This window comes from Streptomyces sp. NBC_01352, from assembly GCF_036237295.1.
In the GTDB taxonomy this organism is placed as follows: domain Bacteria; phylum Actinomycetota; class Actinomycetes; order Streptomycetales; family Streptomycetaceae; genus Streptomyces; species Streptomyces plumbiresistens.
Window position 1 is genome coordinate 4,608,029 of sequence record NZ_CP108354.1, and the last position, 22,540, is coordinate 4,630,568.

General features: G+C 71.8%; 18 protein-coding genes. 7 read left to right on the forward strand and 11 right to left on the reverse strand.

Going from position 1 to position 22,540, the window contains the following annotated elements:
* Positions 1 to 82: 82 nt before the first annotated feature.
* The 4 genes from OG252_RS21205 to OG252_RS21220 form a co-directional block, all read right to left on the reverse strand.
* The gene (locus OG252_RS21205) at positions 83 to 1,276 is read right to left on the reverse strand and encodes a serine/threonine-protein kinase (protein WP_329337948.1); all 1,194 of its coding nucleotides are present in this window, start codon (positions 1,274 to 1,276) and stop codon (positions 83 to 85) included.
* A 69-nt stretch (positions 1,277 to 1,345) separates the two neighbouring features.
* Positions 1,346 to 3,106 (reverse strand): serine/threonine-protein kinase, encoded by a 1,761-nt coding sequence (locus tag OG252_RS21210; RefSeq protein ID WP_329337950.1) that lies wholly within the window; start codon positions 3,104 to 3,106, stop codon positions 1,346 to 1,348.
* A gap of 177 nt (positions 3,107 to 3,283) precedes the next feature.
* A complete protein-coding gene (locus tag OG252_RS21215) occupies positions 3,284 to 6,109 on the reverse strand; it encodes a protein kinase (protein WP_329337953.1) in 2,826 nt (941 codons plus the stop codon).
* A gap of 198 nt (positions 6,110 to 6,307) precedes the next feature.
* The gene (locus OG252_RS21220; RefSeq protein ID WP_329345175.1) at positions 6,308 to 8,539 is read right to left on the reverse strand and encodes a serine/threonine-protein kinase; all 2,232 of its coding nucleotides are present in this window, start codon (positions 8,537 to 8,539) and stop codon (positions 6,308 to 6,310) included.
* Between the two features lie 170 nt (positions 8,540 to 8,709).
* On the opposite strand from OG252_RS21220, the gene OG252_RS21225 reads away from it, so the two are divergent.
* The gene (locus OG252_RS21225; RefSeq protein WP_266434887.1) at positions 8,710 to 9,753 is read left to right on the forward strand and encodes a serine hydrolase domain-containing protein; all 1,044 of its coding nucleotides are present in this window, start codon (positions 8,710 to 8,712) and stop codon (positions 9,751 to 9,753) included.
* A 124-nt stretch (positions 9,754 to 9,877) separates the two neighbouring features.
* On the opposite strand, the gene OG252_RS21230 is transcribed toward OG252_RS21225, so the two are convergent.
* Positions 9,878 to 11,584, reverse strand: coding sequence for a glycerol-3-phosphate dehydrogenase/oxidase (locus OG252_RS21230; RefSeq protein WP_329337956.1), 1,707 nt, complete (start codon positions 11,582 to 11,584; stop codon positions 9,878 to 9,880).
* A 293-nt stretch (positions 11,585 to 11,877) separates the two neighbouring features.
* Here OG252_RS21230 and OG252_RS21235 point away from each other — a divergent pair, with 293 nt between their 5' ends.
* Together OG252_RS21235 and OG252_RS21240 are read left to right on the forward strand one after the other, a co-directional pair.
* Entirely contained in the window at positions 11,878 to 13,086 is a 1,209-nt protein-coding gene (locus tag OG252_RS21235; RefSeq protein WP_266434892.1) for a nucleotide sugar dehydrogenase, read from the forward strand.
* 146 nt (positions 13,087 to 13,232) lie between these two features.
* On the forward strand, positions 13,233 to 13,763 hold the full coding sequence (locus OG252_RS21240) for a hypothetical protein (protein WP_329337958.1): 531 nt from the start codon (positions 13,233 to 13,235) through the stop codon (positions 13,761 to 13,763).
* Between the two features lie 114 nt (positions 13,764 to 13,877).
* On the opposite strand, the gene OG252_RS21245 is transcribed toward OG252_RS21240, so the two are convergent.
* From OG252_RS21245 to OG252_RS21260, 4 genes are all read right to left on the reverse strand, one after another.
* Positions 13,878 to 15,002, reverse strand: a complete 1,125-nt coding sequence (locus OG252_RS21245; protein WP_266434896.1) for a GuaB3 family IMP dehydrogenase-related protein — start codon at positions 15,000 to 15,002, stop codon at positions 13,878 to 13,880.
* Between the two features lie 116 nt (positions 15,003 to 15,118).
* Positions 15,119 to 16,627 (reverse strand): IMP dehydrogenase, encoded by a 1,509-nt coding sequence (gene guaB, locus OG252_RS21250; RefSeq protein ID WP_329337961.1) that lies wholly within the window; start codon positions 16,625 to 16,627, stop codon positions 15,119 to 15,121.
* 154 nt (positions 16,628 to 16,781) lie between these two features.
* Positions 16,782 to 17,369, reverse strand: a complete 588-nt coding sequence (locus OG252_RS21255; protein WP_266434900.1) for a sigma-70 family RNA polymerase sigma factor — start codon at positions 17,367 to 17,369, stop codon at positions 16,782 to 16,784.
* A gap of 266 nt (positions 17,370 to 17,635) precedes the next feature.
* Positions 17,636 to 18,247, reverse strand: coding sequence for a response regulator transcription factor (locus OG252_RS21260; RefSeq protein WP_003948568.1), 612 nt, complete (start codon positions 18,245 to 18,247; stop codon positions 17,636 to 17,638).
* Between the two features lie 381 nt (positions 18,248 to 18,628).
* Here OG252_RS21260 and OG252_RS21265 point away from each other — a divergent pair, with 381 nt between their 5' ends.
* Entirely contained in the window at positions 18,629 to 18,958 is a 330-nt protein-coding gene (locus tag OG252_RS21265; protein WP_266434902.1) for a WhiB family transcriptional regulator, read from the forward strand.
* Positions 18,959 to 19,037: 79 nt separating this feature from the next.
* Here the strand turns inward: OG252_RS21265 and OG252_RS21270 are convergent, their stop codons facing one another.
* Positions 19,038 to 19,934 (reverse strand): LysR family transcriptional regulator, encoded by an 897-nt coding sequence (locus tag OG252_RS21270; RefSeq protein WP_329337964.1) that lies wholly within the window; start codon positions 19,932 to 19,934, stop codon positions 19,038 to 19,040.
* A gap of 80 nt (positions 19,935 to 20,014) precedes the next feature.
* On the opposite strand from OG252_RS21270, the gene OG252_RS21275 reads away from it, so the two are divergent.
* Together OG252_RS21275 and OG252_RS21280 are read left to right on the forward strand one after the other, a co-directional pair.
* Complete coding sequence (locus tag OG252_RS21275) at positions 20,015 to 20,683, forward strand: MOSC domain-containing protein (protein WP_329337966.1); 669 nt, start codon at positions 20,015 to 20,017, stop codon at positions 20,681 to 20,683.
* Between the two features lie 98 nt (positions 20,684 to 20,781).
* Positions 20,782 to 21,555: an SDR family NAD(P)-dependent oxidoreductase gene (locus tag OG252_RS21280; protein WP_266434908.1), complete on the forward strand. Its 774-nt coding sequence runs from the start codon at positions 20,782 to 20,784 to the stop codon at positions 21,553 to 21,555.
* Here OG252_RS21280 and OG252_RS21285 read toward each other — a convergent pair.
* Positions 21,518 to 21,724: a hypothetical protein gene (locus OG252_RS21285; protein ID WP_329337969.1), complete on the reverse strand. Its 207-nt coding sequence runs from the start codon at positions 21,722 to 21,724 to the stop codon at positions 21,518 to 21,520. The genes OG252_RS21280 and OG252_RS21285 overlap by 38 nt on opposite strands.
* A gap of 53 nt (positions 21,725 to 21,777) precedes the next feature.
* Between OG252_RS21285 and OG252_RS21290 the strand changes: the two genes are divergently transcribed.
* On the forward strand, positions 21,778 to 22,473 hold the full coding sequence (locus OG252_RS21290) for an ester cyclase (RefSeq protein WP_266434910.1): 696 nt from the start codon (positions 21,778 to 21,780) through the stop codon (positions 22,471 to 22,473).
* Positions 22,474 to 22,540: the final 67 nt, after the last annotated feature.

Consider the following 22,540-nt stretch of genomic DNA (forward strand, 5'->3'; position numbering starts at 1 on the left):
ATATCGCGCCAAGCGCTTCCGCTTCCACCTCTGGTGCTTTCCGGTCACAGACCCGTGACGCAGGTCGCTACTTATCTCCCCTTTATCCACGGTTCGTGGGAGTGGAGACGGTTGTGGAGAAGGTTGTGGAAACGGTCGTGGAGACGTCGGCGGAGCCGGAGCCGGAACGAGAGACCGAGGGGCTGGGCGAGGGGGACCTGCTACGCGTACCGACAGAGGACCCGGGCCCCTCCGGCGCCGAACTCGTAGGCACCACACCCCCGTCCCCGCCCCCCTCCATCAGCAGCGCCGCCGCCGACACACCCGCCCCCGCCATCGCGGTGACCAGCATCGCCGTGACCAGGACGCGGCGTATGGAGTACGCGGGGCGCTCCCCGGCGCCGCCTCCTTCCGGCGTACGCCCCGTGTCCAGGAAGTCCCGCAGCATCCGCTCCGCCTCCCCCGCGCCGAGCCGCCGCCGGGGATCCCGCTCCAGCAGCCCGCGTACGACGGGCAGGATCGGCGCGGCCTGCGCGGGCGGCCGTATCTCCGCGGAGACCACGGCGTGCAGGATGCCGCCCAACGAGTCGCGCCGGAACGGCGATTCACCGCTGAGGGCGGTGCACAGCAGCGCGCCCAGCGACCACAGGTCGGAGGCGGGCCCGGTCCCCGCCCCGGAGATCCGCTCGGGCGCGGTGTACTCGGGCGAGCCGACGAAGGTCCCGGTCTCGGTGAGCGTGCTGGCGCCGGCGACCTGGGCGACGCCGAAGTCGGTGAGGACGACCCGGCCGGGTCCGGCGCGGCCGCTGCCGTCCTGCGCGACGCCGTCCCGGACTACGCCGTCCTCCAGCAGGACGTTGGCCGGCTTGAGGTCACGGTGCAGAACCCCGGCCGCGTGCGCGGCGCGCAGCGCGCCCAGCAGCGCGATGCCGATCCGGGCGACCTCGATGACGTCGACCGGGCCGTGCTCCGCGATCCGGTCGGCGAGCGAGACGCCGTCGATCAACTCCATGACGATGTACGGACGTTGGTCGTCCTCGACCACGTCGTGGACGACGATGATGTGCGGGTGGCCCAATCGCGCGACCGCACGCGCCTCGCGCAGGGTGCCTTCGCGCTGCCGACGGGCCTGCTCCTGGGAGAGTGTGTCGTCCAGGGGGAGTTCCTTGACCGCCACCTGCCGGCCGAGCAACCGGTCGGTCGCCCGCCAGACGACCCCCATGCCACCGCGCCCGATCCGCTCCTCGAGCCGGTAACGACCCGCGATCACACGGACGTTGTCCCCCTCGGTCCCCATGCGCCTCATGATGCCGCACCGGACGGACACCTTCCGGGTCGGCGACCGGCCATTCCTCAGGGGCGCACGTCAGCCGGTCCCCGGCCGCCACCCCTGCAGCACCGTCGTGAACTGCTTGCGCGTCTTCGCCCAGCTCTTCGCCGGCGACGACATGTAGATGGCGTACTCGACGCCGTCCCGAGCGAAGTACGTCTCCTCGATCGCGCGGCGCGGCCCGGGGAACGGCGTGTCCTTGGCCTGCGCGGTCCACGTGTACTCCCACAGGGAGCCGTCGCGGTCGCGGTAGAGGTTCCTCTCCAGCGTCACCCGCTTGTAGTCGACCAGATCCAGGAGCTGCTCCTCCAGGTCGATCTGGTGCGCGTACGGGTCGCTGAAGTCCGGCGAGTCGTCGACGGCGATGCGGACGAAGTGCTTGCCGCCGTCGGGTGAGTAGTCGATCTGCTCGATGCCGCCCTTGCTGCTGAAGACCGATCTCTTCCAGCCCTTGGGCAGGGAGAGACCGAACCCCGCGGGGTCGTCGACGGAGACCCAGGTCTCCGGAACGGAGCCCTCCGGGGCTGTCGTACCCGTGCCGGTGTCCTCGGGGCTCGGCACGGCGCTCGCCCCGACGTCGGCCGCCTGCTGCCGCCCCTCGTCCCACCGCTGCACCCACACCGCCGCGCTCCCGCCGATGATCGCGGCGAGGGCGACGACAAGAGCGAGGGTGCGCAGCCGGCGGCGCTTGGACGGGGCCGGCGGCGCGGCGGCGGCAGGATGCGCCGGTCCGCCGACGGGCGTCACACTGGTCGCCCTGGTAGCGGGGGGATACGGCGTCCCGGTGACCGGCGTGCTCGCCCCACCGTGCACACCACTGTGCGTGCCACCGTGCACACCATTGTGCGTCCCGCCGTGCACACCACTGTGCGTCCCGCCGTACGCCCCGACGCCCGCTCCGGTGTGGGGCCCCGTCCCGTACGGGGACCCGGGCCCGACCCCCACGTGCTGCGTCGGCACGTACGCCTGCGCCGCGCTCGGCCGCCGCCCCTCCGCCGCCTCGGCGAGCATCTGCTCGGCCTCGGACACGTCGGGCCGCAGGGCGGGTTCCTTGTGCAGCAGGGCGGCGATGACCGGGCCGAGCGGACCGGCGTACCGCGGCTCGGTCGGCTCCTCGTCGACGACCGCCTGCATGGTGGTCAGGGGCGTGGTGCGGCGGAACGGCGACCTGCCCTCGACGGCCGTGTACAGCGTGGCGCCGAGCGCCCACAGGTCGGACGACGCTCCCGGGTCGTGGCCGCGGATCCGCTCGGGGGCGAGGTAGTCGACCGAGCCGACGATCTCTCCCGTACGGGTGATCGCGGTGTCGCCCTCCACCTGCGCGATGCCGAAGTCGGTGAGCAGGACGCGGCCGTCCCGGCCGAGCAGGACGTTGCCGGGTTTCACGTCGCGGTGCAGGACGCCGGCCGCGTGCGCGGCGCGCAGCGCCCGCAGCACCCACAGTCCGATACGGGCGGCCTCCCGCGGCTCGACCCGTCCCTGTTCCTTGACCGCGTCGGCCAGCGAGTGGCCCTCGACCAGCTCCATCACGATCCACGGCCGACCGTCGTGATCGAGCACGTCGTGCACGGTGACGACGGCGGAGTGGTTGATCCGGGCGGCCGCGCGCGCCTCCGCCCGGGTGCGGGCGAGGAGGACGGTCCGGTCGCCCTCGGAGACGTAGAGCGCGGCGGTCAGCTCCTTGATCGCGACGGCCCGGTGCAGCACCTCGTCGTGGGCACGCCAGACCCGGCCCATGCCGCCCTTGCCTATCGGGTCGGCGAGCCGGTAACGCCCCGCGAGGAGCTGCCCCTGCATCTGATTCACGTTGCCCCGCAATGCTCTTGACAGGGTCAGACTAAGGACCCGTCAGCACCGAAAGGAACCAGGAGCGCGTCAAGGTGACCGCACTGTGACGGTTGTCGCTTCGAGAGGCGAAAGTGAACCAACGGGCAGCGGAAAGCGTCCGTCAGCCGTCCCCTCGTGGCCCGGAGTTCAGCCGGTGACCTGATAGGTCTCCGCCGCCTGCTCGTACAGCCGCGTCACCTCGTCCCGCTCGGCCTCCGGTCCGCGCACCTGCACCACGTGGTACTTCCCGTCGACCAGCATCGCGAGATTGCGCACGAACAGCTCGCGCCCGTCGTCGCCGGTCCAGGTGAACTGGCCCTCGGCCATGGTCCGTCCGCCCACCTGGATCGTCTTCAGCCCGGTCGCGGTGGCCCAGCTGGAGTCGCGGTACGGCTGCAGCTCGGGCTCCTTCTCCCGCTGGTACACCATGGGATCGCTGCCGTCCTCGGCCGCGCTGTCCCGCCCCGGTACGACGATCAGCTCGAAGTTCCCGTGCGCGTACACCACCTGCCCGCGCCCGTTCTCCGCCGTGCGCTCCCAGCCGTTGGCCACGGCGACCTGGAAGCCCGCCGTGTCCTTGCGCAGGGTGAAGCCGTCGGCGACCTCGGGCCCGCCGGTCTGCGTCCCGGTGGCACCGGCGGACGTCGAGGGACTGCTCTGGGGAGACCCGGGCGAGGTCTGGTCGGGCCGCGGCTCGCTGCTCGCCTCCGGAGACTGCTCGGGCGCGTTGCTCACCTCACCGGCGGTCCCGGTCCGGTCCCCGGCACTCTGGTCACTCGGGTCGGCCTTCGGCATGAAGAACATGGCGTACGCGACCCCCGCGGCCAGCACCAGCAGGATCACCAGAAGCAGGTTCCGCCCGAGGCTGCTAGGCGAACGGGCCTCCTCCCGCGCCCGCTTGTGCCGCCCGTGCGCACTCGTCGCGGGCAGCCCGGCCCGCCGCCTGCGCACCAGCTCGCCCCGACGGCGTACGACGGGCAGCCGGCTGGTGCCGACGGGCGGCGCGGCGACGACGTGCGCGCCGGCCTCCGGCTCGGGCGCCGAACGCACCAACGAGCGCAGCCAGCCCCGCAGTTCCTCGAAGTCCAGCCGCTCGGTCGGGTCCTGCCGCAGCAGCGACTCGACGACCGGCCTGAGCGGCCCGCACTCCTCGGCGAAGGCGGGCGGCTCCGCGCACACCAACTGCACCAGCTCGGCCGTCGACTCCTCCGGATACGGCGCATGCCCCTGTACGGCCCGGAACAGCAGCGCCCCGAGCGCCCACAGGTCGGTGGCGGGCCCGATCGGCGCCGCCAGCTGCCAGTTCTCGTGCACGGGCCCGGCCTGCTCCGGCGCCCACCGCTCCGTCACGGGCCCCACCACGGCCATCCGCGCGTGCCGAGCCCGCTCGGCGGCCAACGCGGTGGCCGGCCCCCGCCGCACGGGCGCACCGGCGGCCGGCTCGTCCCAACGGCCGGGCGGCGGTGCGGAGGCACCGGGCAGCGCGGGAGCGGGAGAGCCGTGAGAGACCGGCGCCGCGGCGCCGTAGGGCGACGGGGCCGGGACGCCGGGCGCGGTCGCCTCGAGCCCCCCGGACGGGGCGGTGGGCATCGCACCGGGCGCGGTGAGCCCGCCGACGCCACCCCGAGGCGCGGCCCCGTGCCAGGACGTGGCCCGCACACCGTAGGGATCGGCTATCTGCCCCGGAGCAACGCGCCCGGCCTGATCCTGCACACCGTTCGCGCCGGGGTACGGAGCTTGCTGCTGACCACCGTTCGCCGCCGGGTACGGAGGCTGCGCACCGTTGCCGGCGCCGTACGGCGACCCCGCCGCCCCGTTGGCGTGTGCGGCCGGGTCGCCCTCGGGTGCGGGGCGGGCTCCGGGCAGTGCCGCCCGCCCGCTCTGCTGGGCCTCCTGGACCCGGGCAGCGGCCCGAGCCCCCGCGCGATACGCGGCGATCGCCCCGGCCCGCGCCGCCCGGATGTCCGTACCGCCGTCGACGTCCCTGCGGGCAACCACGGACGAGGCTCCCACCCCGTTCGCGGTTCCCGGCTCCGCGCCGGGAGCCGGCAGTCCTCCGGCCTCCCGTGCCTCGATGGCGGCCCGCCGAGCAGCCTCGGGATCGCCCCCGCCGAAGCCTCCGCCACCACCGACTCCAGGACCTCCACCGGGCCCGACCGGCACACCCCCGCCGACTCCACGCGCACCGGGCCCGACCGGCATCCCGCCGCCAACTCCACGGGCACCACCAGCACTACCGCCACCAGCAGGTCCGCCGGCACCGCCGGCTCCCCCAGCAGCAGCCGGGGCGGCTGCCGGATCACCGAACTCCTCGCCCTCGGCGCCCCATGCCGCCGCCTCGGCCGGCACCGGGTCGTATCCGCACAGCGCTTCCTCGGCCGCGCCGACCGCGAGGCCGGTCAGCATCACGCGGCCGTCGTCGCAGACGAGCACCGTGCGAGCGGTCACGTTCCGGTGCACCCAGCCGTGCGCGTGCAGCACCCGCAGCGCCATCAGGACGTCGGAGGCCACCTCGGCCGCCCGGTACGGCGAGAGCGGCTTCTCCGCGAGCAGCGCCGCCAGCGGCCGCGCGGGCACCAACTCGCTGACTATCCACAGCGACCCGCCGTCGGCGAACACGTCGAAGACCTGGTCGAGCCGAGGGTGGTCGGGAATCCGGGCCGCGGCCTGCGCGGCCTCGACGGCCCGCCGTACGGCCGGATCGGTCGGCCGCCGGGCCGCCGCACCCGCCGGAGCGCGCCGCGCTCCCCGCTCCCGGGCCGCCCGCGGATCCCGCGCCGTGAACCCCTCCGGCAACCCCTCCGCGTCGAGCACTTCGGCCTCGACGACCTCGGGCAACGGCACCTGCCTGACCAGGACTTCCTGCCCGCTGTAGGTGTCGAAGGCGCGGCTCTCGGTGAGTTCGTACTCGTCGGAGGGCGGCAGCGGCAGGCGGTAGCGGTCGGCGAGTACCCGTCCCGCATAGTCGTCCACGTTGCCTCCCCCGGCCGCCCGGCTGGTCAATTCCGTTCGCCTCACGGCCCGTTCTGTACCCATACCTGGATGCGTACGGTCCGCAAGCACTCACGATACGTGCCGGAGGCAACTCGCAAAGAGGGGATTCCAGATCTCAGGTCTCAATCGAGAAACCGAACAGGGTGTCGATCACACCCCGCCCCGCCCCACGCCGCCTCACGACTTCGGTTCGAACGTCTCCGCCAGCGTCTGCCAGGTCCCCTCGCGCAGCGCGCTGCCCCACTGGGCGTCCTTCGCCGTGTACATCAGCGCATATCCGAGTTGGTTGTTGACGACGAACCCCCGGTCGATCGTCCGGTACTTCGTGCCGCTCTCCGAGTAGGTGAACTCCCAGTCGGCCGTGTTCCAGCCGCGGTAGTTCACCTCCTCTATTCGGATCCTCTTGTACTGAGAGCGCGTCATGTAGCTCTCCTGGCTCTTCCAGTCCGCCACCGGGTCGCCCTTCGGCGTGGACGTCCAGGCCACGAGCAGCTTCTGCCCGTCGGGCCCGGTGAAACGGTCCCCCGCCGATCCCGTCGACGCGTACTTCCATCCCTCGGGCAGCCCGATCGAGTACCCCTGGCTGCCCTGGTGCGTCGTCTTCACCGCGGCGCCGCCGCCGGAACCGGAAGAGCCTTCGGCCGAGCCACTGCCGCCGGACGCGCTCGCGTCGGGGCTCGCCGTGCTCCCGGCCCCCGCGGCCGCGGACTCGGTCGACGAGCCGTCCGTACGCGTACCGCCGCTCTCGTCCTCCTTGGTGTCGGCACTCGCGCTCGCACTGGCCGACACCTTGCTGCCACTGCCCTCGGCCCCGTCCGAGCCGCCGTCGTCACCGAAGGTGAGGGCCAGCACGGTGCCGATCACGGCGAGCGCCAGGACCACCGCGATGATCACCAGCGTCCGTCGCGGCACCACATCGGTGAGCGGCGCCCTCGGCACGGGCCGCGGCGGCAGATCCGGCGGCGTCATCACGGGCCAGCCGGAACTGCGCCCACCCGTCGACGCGTTGGCTCCTGCGCCACCCGCGGCCGTACCGCCTTCCAGCGCACCCGGGTCACGAGGACCGGGCACCCCACCGGAAGCCGAGCCCGAGCCCGCGGTCCCGCTCGACGCGGCCTTCTTCGAGGAACCGGCCGCGCCGGCACTCGTCGCAGCCGCACCACCGCCGGCCGCGGAGTCCGCCGTACGTCCACCCGCTCCGGACCCCGACGTACCCGACGCAGCACCACCGGCCCCAGAGACAGCGGTACCGCTGTCCCTCGAACCGGAACCGGAACCGGAATCCGAACCCGATTTCGAACCGGCGCCCGAACCCGAACCCGAATCGGTCGTACCTTCCCCGGACTTGGTCCGGGACGCGGCCGCGGAGGCCGCCACGGCACCCGCCGCCCCGGCGGCCTTCCGCACGGAACGCAGGGCTCCGCGGAACCGCTCGCCGGCCTCCTCGCCCCGCGTGCCCCGGTCCGCCCGCTCCTCGGGCTGCGGGGGCAGCGGCACGACCTTCGTCGCGTCCGGAGCCGGCTCCGGCTCGGCCGGCTTCGGCTCGGGTGCGTGGATCACGGCGTTGAGCATCGTGCGCGCGCCCGCGTCGTCGAGCCGCTTGGCGGGATCCTTGTTGAGCAGGCCGTAGATGACGTCCTTCAGCGGCCCGGCGTTCTTCGGCTCCTCCAGCGGCTCGGTCATCACCGCGGTGAGGGTCGCGATCGCCGACCCCTTGTCGTACGGCGGCGCCCCCTCGACCGACGCGTACAGCAGCCCGCCCAGCGACCACAGGTCGGCCGCCGGTCCCGGCTTGTGCCCACGGGCCCGCTCCGGGGAGATGTAGGAGGGCGCGCCGACGAGCATGCCGGTCGAGGTGATGGACGGGTCGCCCTCGACCTGGGCGATGCCGAAGTCGGTGAGCACGACCCGGCCGTCGTCGGAGATGAGCACGTTCGACGGCTTCACGTCACGGTGCAGGATGCCCTCGCGGTGCGCGGACCGCAGGACGTCGAGGACCGCCAGACCGACCTCCGCGGCGCGCCTGGGCTCCAGCAGGCCGTCCTCCCGGATGACCTCGGCGAGCGACTTGCCCTCGACGAGCTCCATCACGATCCACGGCCGGTCGTCCTCGTCGACCACGTCGAAGACCGTCACCGCGCTGTTGTTGCGGATCCGCGCGATCGCCTTGGCCTCGCGCAGCGTGCGCGTGATCAGCCGTCGCTTCTCGTCCTCGTCGATGTTCGACGGGAACCGCAGCTCCTTGACGGCGACCGTCCGCCCCAGGGTCTCGTCCTCGGCGCGCCACACCGTGCCCATGCCACCGCGGCCGAGCACCCCTCCCAGCCGGTACCGCCCTGCGAGGAGACGCTCGTGGTTGTCCTGACGAGTCTCCTGACGGGATGTCCCCGCCCGCTCCGCCTCCGACATGCGTCCCCTCATGCAACCCGCCCTGACAGAGCCTCCATTGTCCCTCACCCGACAAGTGCCCAACGCCCAGGGTGCCCCTGACCGCACCTGTGGCCCTTCACACGGTGCCCCGGTGAACCTCCCGTTCCACCGCCCTGCATGATGGGCCGCGACAAGGGAGGACACGCGCGATGCCACCGCTACGGACGCTGTCGGCCCTGCCCGTGTGCCTGGTCCTGCTCGCCCTGGGTTCCGCGGCCTCCTCGCCGCCCACCGCCCCGCCCACGGACGCCGTCCTTCCGCTGCTGGTCACACGGGGTGGCGCCCCCGCCGCAGCCCTGTTGGCCCGCGAGGAGACAGGCACCCGTTACGTCGAGAGCGGTCCGGGCATCGCCCGCGCCCAGCACTTCCGGGCCGGCAGCATCACGAAGACCTTCATCGCGACGGTCGTCCTGCAGCTGGCCGCCGAACACCGGCTGAAACTGTCCGACACCGTGGAGCAGCACCTGCCCGGTCTGGTGCGGGGAGCGGGCAACGACGGCCGCGCGCTGACCCTGCGTGCCCTGCTCACCCACACCAGCGGCCTGTACGACTTCACCGCGGACACCGGCGGCGTCGTCCCCGTCGCCCCTCTTCAAGCCGTACGCATCGCACTCACCCACCCCCCGGCCGACCCCGGCCGCTACTCCTACTCGAACACCAACTACGTCCTGCTCGGCCTGGTCGTCAAGCAGGTCACCGGTCGCTCGTACGCCGCCGAGGCCGAGCGCCGTGTCATCGCTCCGCTGGGTCTGACGGGCACCTCCTTCCCTGGCTCTCGCACGGCTCTCCCCTCCCCGCACGGCCGCGCCTACGCCGCCGACGGAACCGACGTCACCGAACTCGACCCGCGGGTGGCCGGCGCCGCGGGCGAGCTGGTGACCACGCTCGCCGACCTGGACCGCTTCTACGCCGCCCTGCTCGGCGGACGGCTGCTGCCCCCGCACTGGCTGCGCGAGATGCTCGACACCCGCACCGCACACGGCTCGTACGGCATGGGCCTCTACCCGGTGAAGCTGCCGTGCGACACGACGGTGTGGGGGCACAACGGCCGCATCACCGGCAGCTACGTGCGCACCGCAGCCACGGCGGGCGGCCGCCGTGTCCTCACCTTCCGCGTGAACACGACGGCGATGGCAGATCCCGGCCTCGAATCCCGGCTGCTCGCCGCCGAGTTCTGCCCCCGCACCTCGTAGAACGGCCGGGTTCCGAACGAAGATCCCGGTTCGCGACACCCGTTCGGGTGACATGGGCGCGGTGGGTCCGGGGTGATGGCCGGGACCCAGTCACCCCAGCCGGAAGCCCTACAGCGACAAAGCCCTACAGCGGCACGATGTCCGGCGCCCCCAGCCGCGCCGCATCCGCCGTCAGGTCGTCCGGCTGCCGCTGCGACTCCCGCTCCGCCTCCACCCGCTTCTCGTAGTGCTCGACCTCGCGCTCGATCTGGTCCTTGTCCCAGCCGAGCACTGGTGCCATCAGCTCGGCGGCCTCGCGGGCGCTGCGGGTGCCCCGGTCGAAGGTCTCGATGGAGATGCGGGTGCGCCGGGTCAGCACGTCGTCCAGGTGCCGCGCACCCTCGTGCGAGGCGGCGTACACGATCTCGGCGCGCAGATAGTCGTCGGCCGCCTGGAGGGGTTCGCCGAGCGAGGTGTCCGAGGCGATGAGGTCGAGCACCTCCTCCGCCAGCGCGCCGTACCGATTCAGCAGGTGTTCCACGCGCACCGTGTGAAGCCCCGTCCGCGCGGCGATCCGCGCTCGCGCGTTCCACAGCGCCCGATACCCCTCGGCGCCGAGCAGCGGTACGTCCTCCGTCACGCACTCGGCCACCCGCATGTCGAGCCCGTGCACCGCCTCGTCCACCGCGTCCTTGGCCATCACCCGGTACGTCGTGTACTTGCCGCCGGCCACCACCACGAGCCCGGGCGCCGGATGCGCCACGGTGTGTTCGCGCGACAGCTTGCTGGTGGCGTCCGACTCGCCGGCCAGCAGGGGCCTCAGGCCCGCGTACACACCCTGGACGTCGTCCCTGGTCAGCGGCACCGAGAGCACCGAGTTGACGTGCTCGAGGAGATAGTCGATGTCGGCACTGGACGCGGCCGGGTGCGCCTTGTCGAGGTCCCAGTCGGTGTCCGTCGTACCGATGATCCAGTGACGGCCCCACGGGATGACGAACAGGACGGACTTCTCGGTGCGCAGGATCAGGCCGCTCGAGGAGGTGATCCGGTCCTTGGGCACGACCAGGTGGATGCCCTTGGACGCCCGGACGTGGAACTGCCCGCGCTCTCCCACCATCGCCTGGGTGTCGTCGGTCCACACACCGGTCGCGTTCACGACCTGCTTGGCGCGGACCTCGTACTCCCCGCCCGCCTCGACGTCCTGCACCCGGGCGCCGACCACGCGCTCGCCCTCGCGCAGGAATCCGGTCACGCGCGCGCGGTTGGCGACCTTCGCGCCGTAGGCCGCCGCCGTACGCACCAGGGTCGCCACGAAGCGGGCGTCGTCCATCTGGGCGTCGTAGTACTGCAAGGCGCCGACCAGCGCGTCCTTCTTCAAGGCGGGCGCGATCCGCAGGGCGTGACGGCGGCTCAGGTGCCGGTGTACGGGCAGGCCCCGGCCGTGTCCGCGGGCCATCGACATGCCGTCGTAGAGAGCGACGCCCGAACCGGCGTACAGCCGCTCCCAGCCCCGGTGCTGAAGCGGGTACAGGAAGGGCACCGGCTTGACCAGATGCGGCGCGAGCCGCTCCAGCAGCAGGCCGCGCTCCTTCAGGGCCTCGCGGACCAGCGCGAAGTCGAGCATCTCCAGATAGCGCAGGCCGCCGTGGATCAACTTGCTGGACCTGCTCGACGTGCCCGACGCCCAGTCACGCGCCTCGACCAGGCCGACGGACAGGCCCCGGGTCACGGCGTCGAGCGCGGTGCCCGCGCCGACCACTCCCGCGCCCACCACCAGCACGTCCAGCTCGCGCTCGGCCATTGATGCGAGTGACTCGGCGCGTTGCGCCGGGCCCAGTGTCGCTGTCCTCACCGCTGCCTCCCGCTGTCGGTCGTGCCGGTGTCACCCCTGAGGAGTGGCCCGGTTCGTTTCCCTCATGCCCAAATTCTGACCGGCTTGCCCGAGTTCAGCCACCAGGGACCCCCAGCCTGTGGACAACTTTCACGGACCCGCGGAACAACACTCACCGACCGACGCAAAGACACACGTCACCAATCCCGCATATCGGTCATATTTACTCCTAGTCTGACATTGCGCTCGCCCATCCTGTCCACAGGGCTTGCGCACCTGTCCCGCTTCGGTTACTGGGAAGGACGGCCCACGCCATGCCCGCAGATCTCGCCGTGATCGGACTCGGCCCCTACGGACTGCCCCTGGCCCAGGCCGCCGTCGCCGCCGGCATCCCCACGCTCGGCTACCGCACCGGCCCCGAGGCCGGCTCCCTCAGCCCCGCCGAACTGCGCCGGATGCTCTCGGGGGGCTTCCGGCCGACCACCTCCCCCGCCGAACTCGGCCGGGTACGCACCGCCGTCATCTGCTCCCCCACCCCACGGGGAGCGGACGGCGGACTCGACCTCACCCAGGTGGAGACGGCCGCCCGCACCCTGGCCGCACACCTGCGCCCGCACACCACGGTCATCCTGGAGTCGCCCGTCCAGCCGGGCACCACGGAGGACTTCCTGCGCCCCCTCCTCGAAGAGGGCTCCGGGCTGCGCGCGGGCCGCGACTTCCACCTCGCCTACTCCCCCAGCCGCGTCGACCCCGGCAACCGCGACTTCACCCCCGCCACCACCCCCAAGGTGATCGGCGGCCTCACCCCCGCCTGCACCGAGTCCGCCGCCGCCTTCTACGGCCGCCTCACCGACAAGGTGGTACGCGCGCGTGGACCGCGCGAAGCGGAGACCGTGCAGCTCCTGGAGACCAACTACCGGCACGTCAACATCGCCCTCGTCAACGAGATGGCCGTCCTGTGCCACGACTTGGGCGTCGACCTCTGGGACGTCATCCGCTGCGCGGAGACCAAGCCGTTCGGCTTCCAGGCCTTCCGCCCCGGCCCCGGCGTCGGCGGCCACGCCGTCCCCCAGGACCTCACCGCCCAGGCCGGCCGCACCCTGCGCATGGTCGAACTCGCCCAGCAGGTCAACCACCAGATGCCGCGTTACGTCATCCAGCGCGCCGCCGCCCTCCTCAACGAACACGGCAAGTCGGCGCGCGGCGCCCGCGTCCTCCTCCTCGGCGTCACCTACAAGCCCGACCTCGCCGACCAGCAGTCCACCCCCGCCCAGGAGATCGCGACCCGCCTGATGGAGCTCGGCGCCTCCGTCAGCTACCACGACCCGCACATCCCGTCCTGGAACGTCCTGGACCGCCCCGTCCCCCGCGCGGACTCCCTCTACGAGGCCGCCGCCGACGCCGACCTCACGATCCTCCTCCAGAATCACCGCACGTACGACCTCCAGGGCCTGTCGGTGAAGGCCCAGTTGCTGCTGGACACGCGAGGGGCGACGCCGACCGGGGCGGCCCACCGCATCTGAGGGCGAATTTCCGGGTGAACCGGGCAGGGGTGCCTGCTACTCTTCGGCGACTCGTCGCATATGCGTGCGCGAGTCCGTCGCACGTTCGTGCGCGCACCACACCGCTCGTTCACCGGTCCCGCGAGGGACATGGGGGGATTTCTGTCATGGCCCAGTCAACGCCACCGCCGCAGCCTGCCGAGGGCAACCCGTACGCCCAGCAGCCGACCGAGGGCAACCCGTACGCCCAGCAGCCGGGAGCCATGCCGCCTCCCCCGGCGCCGCCCGCCCCGGCCCGCGGCAACGTCGCCCTCGGCCTGGTCGTCGCCGTCGTCGCGGCCCTGGTCACCGCCGGCATCTACGGCGCCATCGTCGGCGCCACCGAGTACGAGATCGGCTACGCGGCCGTCGGCGTCGGCTTCCTCATCGGCCTCGCCGCGGGCAAGCTCGGCGGCTCCCACCCGGTGCTGCCCGTGGTGAGCGCGGTCCTGTCGCTCGGGGCCGTCTACGCGGGCCAGCTCATCGGCATCGCCATGATCGGCGCCGACGCGAGCGGCATGTCCGTGATGACGATCTTCACGGACCACTTCGACGTGGTGACCAAGGCCTGGAGCGAAGAGGCCGACCTGCTGACCTTCGTGTTCCTCGGCGTCGGCGCGTTCGCCGCGTTCTCCGGCGCCAAGAAGGCCGCCGCGTAACGACGACGCACCCGTACACACCCGGTACGCAGCCTGCACGCAGCCACACGTACCCGGTACGCACCGGAAGGGGCCGCCCACCTGATAGTGGGCGGCCCCTTCACGTCGTACCGACTAGCGCCGGTGCACCGAATCCGCCACCGTCACCTCGACGCGCTGGAACTCCTTCAGCTCGCTGTACCCGGTGGTCGCCATCGCCCGCCGCAGCGCTCCGAAGAAGTTCATCGAGCCGTCCGGAGTGTGGGACGGGCCCGCGAGGACCTCCTCAAGGGTGCCGACCGTGCCGAGGTCGACCTTCTTGCCGCGCGGCAGCTCCTCGTTCACCGCCTCCATGCCCCAGTGGTGGCCCTTGCCCGGCGCGTCCGTGGCGCGGGCCAGCGGGGAGCCCATCATCACCGCGTCGGCGCCGCAGGCGATGGCCTTGGGCAGGTCGCCGGACCAGCCGACGCCGCCGTCGGCGATCACGTGCACGTACCGGCCGCCGGACTCGTCCATGTAGTCACGGCGGGCAGCGGCCACGTCGGCGACCGCGGTCGCCATCGGGACCTGGATACCGAGCACATTGCGCGTGGTGTGCGCCGCGCCGCCGCCGAAGCCGACCAGGACGCCGGCCGCACCGGTGCGCATCAGGTGCAGGGCCGCGGTGTACGTGGCGCAGCCGCCGACGATCACCGGGACGTCGAGCTCGTAGATGAACTGCTTCAGGTTCAGCGGCTCGTGCGAGCCGGAGACGTGCTCCGCCGAGACCGTCGTACCGCGGATGACGAAGATGTCCACGCCCGCGTCCACGACCGCCTTGGAGAACTGGGCGGTGCGCTGCGGGGAGAGCGCGGCGGCGGTGACCACGCCCGAGTCGCGCACCTCCTTGAGGCGCTGCCCGATCAGCTCTTCCTTGATGGGGGCGGCGTAGATCTCCTGGAGGCGGCGGGTCGCGGCCTCGACCGGCAGGCCGACGATCTCGTCCAGCAGCGGCTGCGGGTCCTCGTGCCGCGTCCACAGGCCCTCGAGGTTCAGCACGCCGAGGCCGCCGAGCTCACCGATGCGGATCGCGGTGGCCGGGGAGACGACCGAGTCCATGGGGGCGGCCAGGAACGGCAGCTCGAATCGGTAGGCGTCGATCTGCCAGGCGATCGAGACCTCCTTCGGGTCCCGCGTACGGCGGCTGGGGACGACGGCGATGTCGTCGAAGGCGTACGCCCGGCGGCCGCGCTTGCCGCGCCCGATCTCGATCTCAGTCACGTGTGTGGCCTTTCCCTGATGCGTTTCAGCGTCTTCCAGTATCGCCGACGGGTACGACAAGGGCGGCCCCGGATGCTCCGGAGCCGCCCTCGGCCTGCTTCACGCGCGCGTGCGGGTCACTTGCTGCGGCTGTAGTTCGGTGCCTCGACGGTCATCTGGATGTCGTGCGGGTGGCTCTCCTTGAGACCCGCCGAGGTGATCCGGACGAACCGGCCGTTGTCCTGGAGCTCGGGGACGGTCCGGCCGCCGACGTAGAACATCGACTGGCGCAGGCCGCCGACCAGCTGGTGGACGACCGAGGAGAGCGGGCCGCGGTAGGGCACCTGGCCCTCGATGCCCTCGGGGACGAGCTGCTCGTCGGAGGCGACGCCCTCCTGGAAGTAGCGGTCCTTGGAGAAGGACTTGCGGTCGCCGCGGGACTGCATGGCGCCGAGCGATCCCATGCCGCGGTACGACTTGAACTGCTTGCCGTTGATGAACATCAGCTCGCCCGGCGACTCCTCGCAGCCCGCGAGCAGCGAGCCCAGCATCACAGTGTCGGCACCCGCGACCAGGGCCTTGGCGATGTCGCCGGAGTACTGCAGGCCGCCGTCGCCGATGACCGGGACACCGGCCTCCTTGGCGGCGAGGGCCGCCTCGTAGATGGCGGTGACCTGCGGGACGCCGATGCCGGCGACGACCCGGGTCGTACAGATGGAGCCGGGGCCGACGCCGACCTTGATGCCGTCGACACCGGCGTCGATGAGCGCCTTGGCGCCGTCACGGGTGGCGATGTTGCCGCCGATGACGTCGACGCCCGTCGAGTTCGACTTGATCTTGGCGACCATGTCGCCGACCAGGCGGGAGTGGCCGTGCGCGGTGTCGACGACGATGAAGTCGGCGCCCGCCTCGATCAGGGCCTGGGCCCGCTCGAAGGCGTCACCGGCCACGCCGACCGCGGCGCCGACCAGCAGGCGGCCCTCGCCGTCCTTCGCGGCGTTCGGGTACTTCTCCGCCTTCACGAAGTCCTTGACCGTGATCAGGCCCTTGAGGACACCGCCGTCGTCGACCAGCGGAAGCTTCTCGATCTTGTGCTTGCGCAGCAGCTCCATGGCCTCGACACCGGAGATGCCGACCTTGCCGGTGACCAGCGGCATCGGCGTCATGACCTCGCGCACCCGGCGCGTACGGTCGGTCTCGAAGGCCATGTCGCGGTTGGTGACGATGCCGAGCAGCTTCTTGTTGCCGTCGGTCACCGGGACACCGCTGATGCGGAACTTGGCGCACAGGGCGTCGGCCTCGCCGAGCGTGGCGTCCGGGTGGATCGTGATCGGGTCGGCCACCATGCCGGACTCGGAGCGCTTCACCAGGTCGACCTGGTTGGCCTGGTCCTCGATGGAGAGGTTGCGGTGCAGAACGCCGACGCCGCCCTGGCGGGCCATCGCGATCGCCATGCGCGACTCGGTGACCTTGTCCATGGCGGCGGACAGCAGCGGGATGTTGACCCGCACGTTCTTGGAGACGTACGAGGCGGTGTCGATCTCGTCGGGTGCCATGTCCGACGGGCCCGGCAGCAGCAGCACGTCGTCGTAGGTCAGCCCGAGTGTCGCGAATTTTCCGGGCACTCCGTCGACGTTGGCAGTCATGACACCTTCCCCAAATGGCCTTGATCGGTGCGGATGTCCATGCTAACGGGAAGCTCACCTCCCGAATTCCACGGTGCCGGGTGACTCCGGGCTTCGTATGTTCGTACGGACTCCGGTGGACGCCCGTTCATCGGCGGCGGCGCCCGGCGGAGGGCTACTGCTCGGCCAGCGCCCGCAGCCTGCTCAGGGCGCGGTGCTGGGCGACCCGGACCGCTCCGGGTGACATTCCCAACATCTGGCCGGTCTCCTCGGCCGTGAGGCCCACCGCGATCCGCAGCAGCAACAGCTCCCGCTGGTTCTCGGGCAGGTTGGCCAGGAGCTTCTTGGCCCATTCGGCGTCGCTGCTGAGCAGCGCCCGCTCTTCCGGGCCGAGCGAGTCGTCCGGCCGTTCCGGCATCTCGTTCGAGGGGACTGCCGTCGAGCCGGGGTGCCGCATCGCCGCCCGTTGGAGGTCGGCGACCTTGTGCGCGGCGATGGCGAAGACGAACGCCTCGAAGGGGCGGCCGGTGTCCCGGTAGCGCGGCAGGGCGAGGAGGACCGCCACGCAGACTTCCTGGGCGAGGTCCTCGACGAAGTGCCGGGCGTCGCCCGGGAGACGGGACAGACGGGTACGGCAGTAGCGCAGCGCCAAGGGGTGGACATGGGCGAGCAGGTCGTGCGTGGCCTGCTCGTCCCCGTCTACGGCGCGGTGGACGAGCGCACCGATCGCCCCTGGGGCAGTGCCCGCCTCGTCGTCGCGCATCGGTCCATGGTGCCTTGGCGGCGTCCGATGCGTGGCATCGCCCTGGTCGTTGTGCACCGAAGCGTTATGAGCAGGTGCGCCGGAACTCATCCCTTGCGCCCTCCCCTCCCGCTCGATCGACTCGTCCCCGAGGAACTCCACACCCTCAAGGATGCGGCATCCGCGCCGAAACGGGCAGCGGGCACCCGGCGGGCCCCGTCGTCACCCCCGCCCACCATGAGGCAGGCGGGGATTTCCGCACCCCCGCTACAACCCACGCGGGGGACCTAGCGCACCAGGCCCCAGCGGAAACCGAGCGCCACGGCGTGCGCGCGGTCCGAGGCGCCGAGCTTCTTGAAGAGCCGTCGGGCGTGGGTCTTGACGGTGTCCTCGGAGAGGAACAGCTCGCGGCCGATCTCGGCGTTCGAGCGGCCGTGGCTCATGCCTTCGAGGACCTGGATCTCGCGCGCGGTGAGCGTCGGCGCGGCGCCCATCTCGGCGGAGCGCAGCCGGCGCGGGGCCAGCCGCCAGGTCGGGTCGGCGAGGGCCTGCGTCACGGTGGCGCGCAACTCGGCGCGCGAGGCGTCCTTGTGCAGGTAGCCGCGGGCGCCGGCGGCGACCGCGAGCGCCACGCCGTCCAGATCCTCGGCGACGGTGAGCATGATGATGCGCGCTCCGGGGTCGGCGGACAGCAGCCGCCGGACGGTCTCGACGCCGCCCAGTCCGGGCATGCGTACGTCCATCAGAATCAGGTCCGAGCGGTCGGCGCCCCAGCGGCGGAGGACTTCCTCGCCGTTGGCCGCGGTCGTCACGCGCTCGACGCCGGGCACGGTCGCGACCGCGCGGCGGAGCGCCTCTCGGGCAAGCGGGGAGTCGTCGCAGACGAGGACGGATGTCATGGCCGTCCTCCGCAGCTGATGCACGTCACCTTGAGCCTCCAGGCTGGTACGAAATCGTCACCTGTGCGGTCGACCGTCTCGGACGCCTGCCCGAGCTCTTGTTGTTTCAACCGCCTCCGCCCTCTCAACGACGGTCACTCGAAAGAGTTACGGGGCCGTGTGCCATCTTCGGCACTCTACGTGAGGGCGCGGACACGGTGCAGACATGTGCGGCGGACCCACAACGTTTCGCCACAAGCCGTGCCCCATTCAGACCCATTTCTTCCCATTTGCTGGTGTCTGAGGCTAGATTCGCAATGAGTCATATTTTCATCTCCTTAGATCGTAGATGTACGGTCGTGGACACCGTATCCGCCCAGAACGGCTACAAGGGGTCACGCAATGGCAGATTTCTCCCGCCTTCCCGGACCGAACGCGGACCTGTGGGACTGGCAGCTCCTGGCCGCCTGTCGCGGGGTGGACAGCTCGCTCTTCTTCCATCCGGAGGGTGAGCGTGGCGCGGCCCGGAGCGCTCGCGAGAACTCGGCCAAGGAGGTCTGCATGAGGTGCCCGGTCCGCGCGCAGTGCGCGGCGCACGCGCTGGCGGTGAGAGAGCCGTACGGCGTCTGGGGCGGGCTGACCGAGGACGAGCGCGAGGAGCTCATGGGGCGGGCCCGCCACCGGCTGGTGTCGGCGTCGGCGGCAGCCGGGGACGGCCCTTCGAGCAATTGAACGACTGAGCGACCGACCAACTGAAGGAACGTTTCTGCAGGATGGGCACGCGCAGGCGTGCCCCTGTTTTTGCCCCGCGTCAACGGTTGGCCGCGCGCGCCAGCTGGTCGAGCGTCGCCGCCACCGCCGGCACCTGGGCCAGGTCGGGCAGCGTGAGCGCGACGATCTCCCGCCGGACCGCCGGTTCCAGCGTCACCGTGCGCGCGCCCCGCGGCCGTACGGACTCGACGGCGAGCTGGGGCAGGACGGCGACGCCGAGGCCGGCGCCCACCAGGCCCACCACCGCCGGATAGTCGTCGGTCGCGAAGTCGATGCGGGGGGTGAAACCGGCGCTCTCGCACACCTCGACGAGCTGGCCGCGGCAGCGCGGGCAGCCCGCGATCCACGGTTCCGTGGCGAGTTCGCCGATGGCGACGGATTCCGCGCGCGCGAGCCGGTGCCGCTCGGGCACGAGGGCGACGAGCCGGTCGGTCAGCAGCGGCCGTACGACGAGGTCGTCCCACTCCTCGGCGCCCGCCGCCCCCTCGTACCGGAAGGCGAGTGCCAGATCGCAGTCGCCCTCGCGCAACAGGGCGACGGACTGCGGCGGTTCGGCCTCCTCCAGCGAGACACGAGTCCCCGGGTGTTCGGCGCGCAGGGCCGCGAGGGCCGTCGGTACGAGGGTGGAGCTGCCGCTGGGAAAGGAGACGAGCCGGACCCGCCCGGCGCGCAGGCCCGCGATGGCCGCGACCTCCTCCTCGGCCGCGGTGAGCCCGGCGAGGATCCCGGCGGCATGCCGCACCAGCGCCTCGCCGGCCTGGGTCAGCCGCATCTCGCGTCCGCTGCGGATCAGCAAGGGCGTGCCGACGGACGCCTCCAGGGCCTTCATCTGCTGGCTGACGGCGGGCTGGGTGCAGCCCAGTTCGCGCCCCGCCGCCGAGAAGGAGCCGGTGGTGGCGACGGCGCGCAGCACGCGGAGATGACGGGCCTCGATCACCCTTTGAGCATAAGCGGAGCTTGGGGCTCTCGCAGAAAACTCTGTCGACACTTTGGGGTGGGTTCGCCTACCGTGCGCTCATGAAGCTTCTCTCGGTGAATCTCGGCCGCGCGAAGGCCGTGCCGTACACGGACCAGCCGGAGGGTCTGACCGGCATAGACAAGCGGCCGACCGACGAGCCCGTGAAGGTGGCCGCGCCCGGGCCCAAGGGCGTCGGGGCCAGCGGGCTGGCCGGGGACACCGTGTGCGACACCCGGCACCACGGCGGCAACGACCAGGCCGTGTACGCGGTGGCCCGCGAGGACCTGGACGACTGGGAACGCGAACTGGGGCGCACGCTCGCGAACGGCGCGTTCGGGGAGAACCTCACGACGGAGGGCATCGACGTCTCCGGCGCGCTGATCGGCGAGCGCTGGCGCGTCGGGTCGCAGGTGGTGCTGGAGGTCAGCAGCGGGCGGATTCCGTGCCTCACCTTCCAGGGGCACATGGGTGAGCAGCGGTGGGTGAAGCGGTTCACGCAGAAGGGAGCCTCGGGTGCGTACCTGCGGGTGATCGAGCCGGGCGAGATCCGCGCCGGGGACCCCGTCGAGATCGTCCACCGGCCCGACCACGACGTGACGGTGGCCCTGGTGTTCCGGGCGATCACCACCGAGCGGTACCTGCAGCCGCGGCTGCTGGCGGCGGGCGAGGCGCTGCACTCGGAGGCGCGGGAGTGGGCGCGGAAGTACGTGCAGAAGCACGGAGCCTGACGAACACTCAACGGGGCTGCCGCTCGCCCGCCCTTCAGGCGCCAAAAGGCCCTGTCCAGGGAGCGGACGCGCACAGTCCGGGTCATTAACCTGGCGCCATGACAACGGCTCTCATCACGGGTTCCACCGCGGGCATCGGTGCCGCCTTCGCGCGACGGCTGGCGGCGGACGGGCACAACCTCGTCCTGGTCGCCCGCGACACCAAGCGGCTGCGGGAACAGGCGACCGAACTGCACGACCGGCACGGCATCGAGGCGGAGGTCGTCACGGCCGACCTGGCCACCGACGACGGCATCGAGACGGTCGCCGCCCGGCTGGCCGACCGCAGAAACCCCGTCGACCTGCTGGTCAACAACGCGGGCTTCGGCAACAAGGGCCGCTATCTCGACGTATCCATGGCCGACGAGCTGATGATGCTCAAGGTGCACTGCGAGGCGGTACTCCGGCTGACCTCGGCGGCGACCGAGGCGATGCGCGAGCGGGGCCGCGGAGGCGTCGTCAACGTCGCGTCGGTGGCCGCCTTCCTGCCGCGCGGGACGTACGGCGCGTCCAAGGCGTGGGTCGTGCAGTTCACCCAGGGGGCGGCGAAGGATCTGGCCGGCAGCGGGGTGCGGTTGATGGCGCTGTGCCCGGGCTTCGTGCGGACGGAATTCCACCAGCGGGCCGGAATGGGGACGGACAACATCCCGGGATGGATGTGGCTGGACGCGGACAAGCTGGTGGCGGCGGCGCTCAACGACCTCGCGCGGGGGAAGAGCGTGTCGATTCCGGATCCTCGGTACAAGGTGATGATGGGGGTGGTGAAGGTGGTGCCTCGGGGGTTGCTGGGCGGGATCAGTTCGCGGACGGGGCGGAAGTACGGGCCGCAGTAGGGTCGCGCAGGACCTCGACGACCCAGGAAACCGCTCGCGGTTCCAGGCGCATGACGGCCGGGAGGGCGTCGAGCCACGAGCCGTCACCGAGGAGGAGACGTACCGCGAGTTCGCGGCCGACGGCCGGGGCGACGACGTGCCAAACGGACAGGAGGCGCCGGGGCGTCACGGTGGGAGAATGGTGCTGTTCGGCCGGGCCCAGGGGGGTCTGGAGGTGGTGTCATGACCTTTGTGCAGCTCATCGACTGCAGGACCAGTCGGTTCGACGAGATGAACCGACTGATGGACAGGTGGGTCGAGCAGACCCGGGGGAAACGGACCGCGACGCACGCGGTGGTCGGGAAGGATCTGTCGGACGCGTCGCACTTCGTCGAGATCGTGGAGTTTCCGTCGTACGAGGAGGCGATGCGGAACTCCAATCTGCCCGAGACCGAGCGGATCTTCCGGGAGCTGGTCGCCCTGTGCGACGGGATGCCGACCTTCACCGATCTGGACGTGGTGCGGGACGAGCAGCTCAACCGTGGGGTGGCGCGGGCGTTCTTCGAGGAGGCCGGGCGGGGCGAGCCGGAGGCCGTGTTCGAGCGGTGCACGGACGACTACGTGGATCATGATCCCGCCAATCCGCAGGACCTCGGCTTGCGCGGAGCGCGGGAGGAGTACGCCGGCTGGCGGCGCTCCTTCGACTTCTCGTTCCGGGTGGACGACCAGGTCGCCGAGGCGGACCGGGTGTGCACGCGGTGGACGTGGACCGGGCGGCACACGGGCGAGTTCCTGGGGGTCGCGGCCACCGGGCAGGAGGTCACGATGACCGGGACGACCTGGCACCGGTTCCGGGACGGGAGCATCTGCGAGGGGTGGTGGCAGTACGACCGGGCCGGGCTGCTGGAGCAGTTGGGGGCAGTCGCCCAGACCCCGTGAGTCCCCAGCACTTCCCATGACCCGCGCATCACACCCCGTGACCCGCGAAGGGGAAAGCCCCCGCTCC

Bases quoted from the DNA above. Each gene is read 5' to 3' on its own strand.
- OG252_RS21205 (WP_329337948.1), bottom strand. From the start codon at position 1,276: ATGGGGACCGAGGGGGACAACGTCCGTGTGATCGCGGGTCGTTACCGG.
- OG252_RS21210 (WP_329337950.1), bottom strand. From the start codon at position 3,106: ATGCAGGGGCAGCTCCTCGCGGGGCGTTACCGGCTCGCCGACCCGATA.
- OG252_RS21220 (WP_329345175.1), bottom strand. From the start codon at position 8,539: ATGTCGGAGGCGGAGCGGGCGGGGACATCCCGTCAGGAGACTCGTCAG.
- OG252_RS21225 (WP_266434887.1), top strand. From the start codon at position 8,710: ATGCCACCGCTACGGACGCTGTCGGCCCTGCCCGTGTGCCTGGTCCTG.
- OG252_RS21235 (WP_266434892.1), top strand. From the start codon at position 11,878: ATGCCCGCAGATCTCGCCGTGATCGGACTCGGCCCCTACGGACTGCCC.
- OG252_RS21240 (WP_329337958.1), top strand. From the start codon at position 13,233: ATGGCCCAGTCAACGCCACCGCCGCAGCCTGCCGAGGGCAACCCGTAC.
- guaB (WP_329337961.1), bottom strand. From the start codon at position 16,627: ATGACTGCCAACGTCGACGGAGTGCCCGGAAAATTCGCGACACTCGGG.
- OG252_RS21255 (WP_266434900.1), bottom strand. From the start codon at position 17,369: ATGCGCGACGACGAGGCGGGCACTGCCCCAGGGGCGATCGGTGCGCTC.
- OG252_RS21260 (WP_003948568.1), bottom strand. From the start codon at position 18,247: ATGACATCCGTCCTCGTCTGCGACGACTCCCCGCTTGCCCGAGAGGCG.
- OG252_RS21265 (WP_266434902.1), top strand. From the start codon at position 18,629: ATGGCAGATTTCTCCCGCCTTCCCGGACCGAACGCGGACCTGTGGGAC.
- OG252_RS21275 (WP_329337966.1), top strand. From the start codon at position 20,015: ATGAAGCTTCTCTCGGTGAATCTCGGCCGCGCGAAGGCCGTGCCGTAC.
- OG252_RS21280 (WP_266434908.1), top strand. From the start codon at position 20,782: ATGACAACGGCTCTCATCACGGGTTCCACCGCGGGCATCGGTGCCGCC.
- OG252_RS21290 (WP_266434910.1), top strand. From the start codon at position 21,778: ATGACCTTTGTGCAGCTCATCGACTGCAGGACCAGTCGGTTCGACGAG.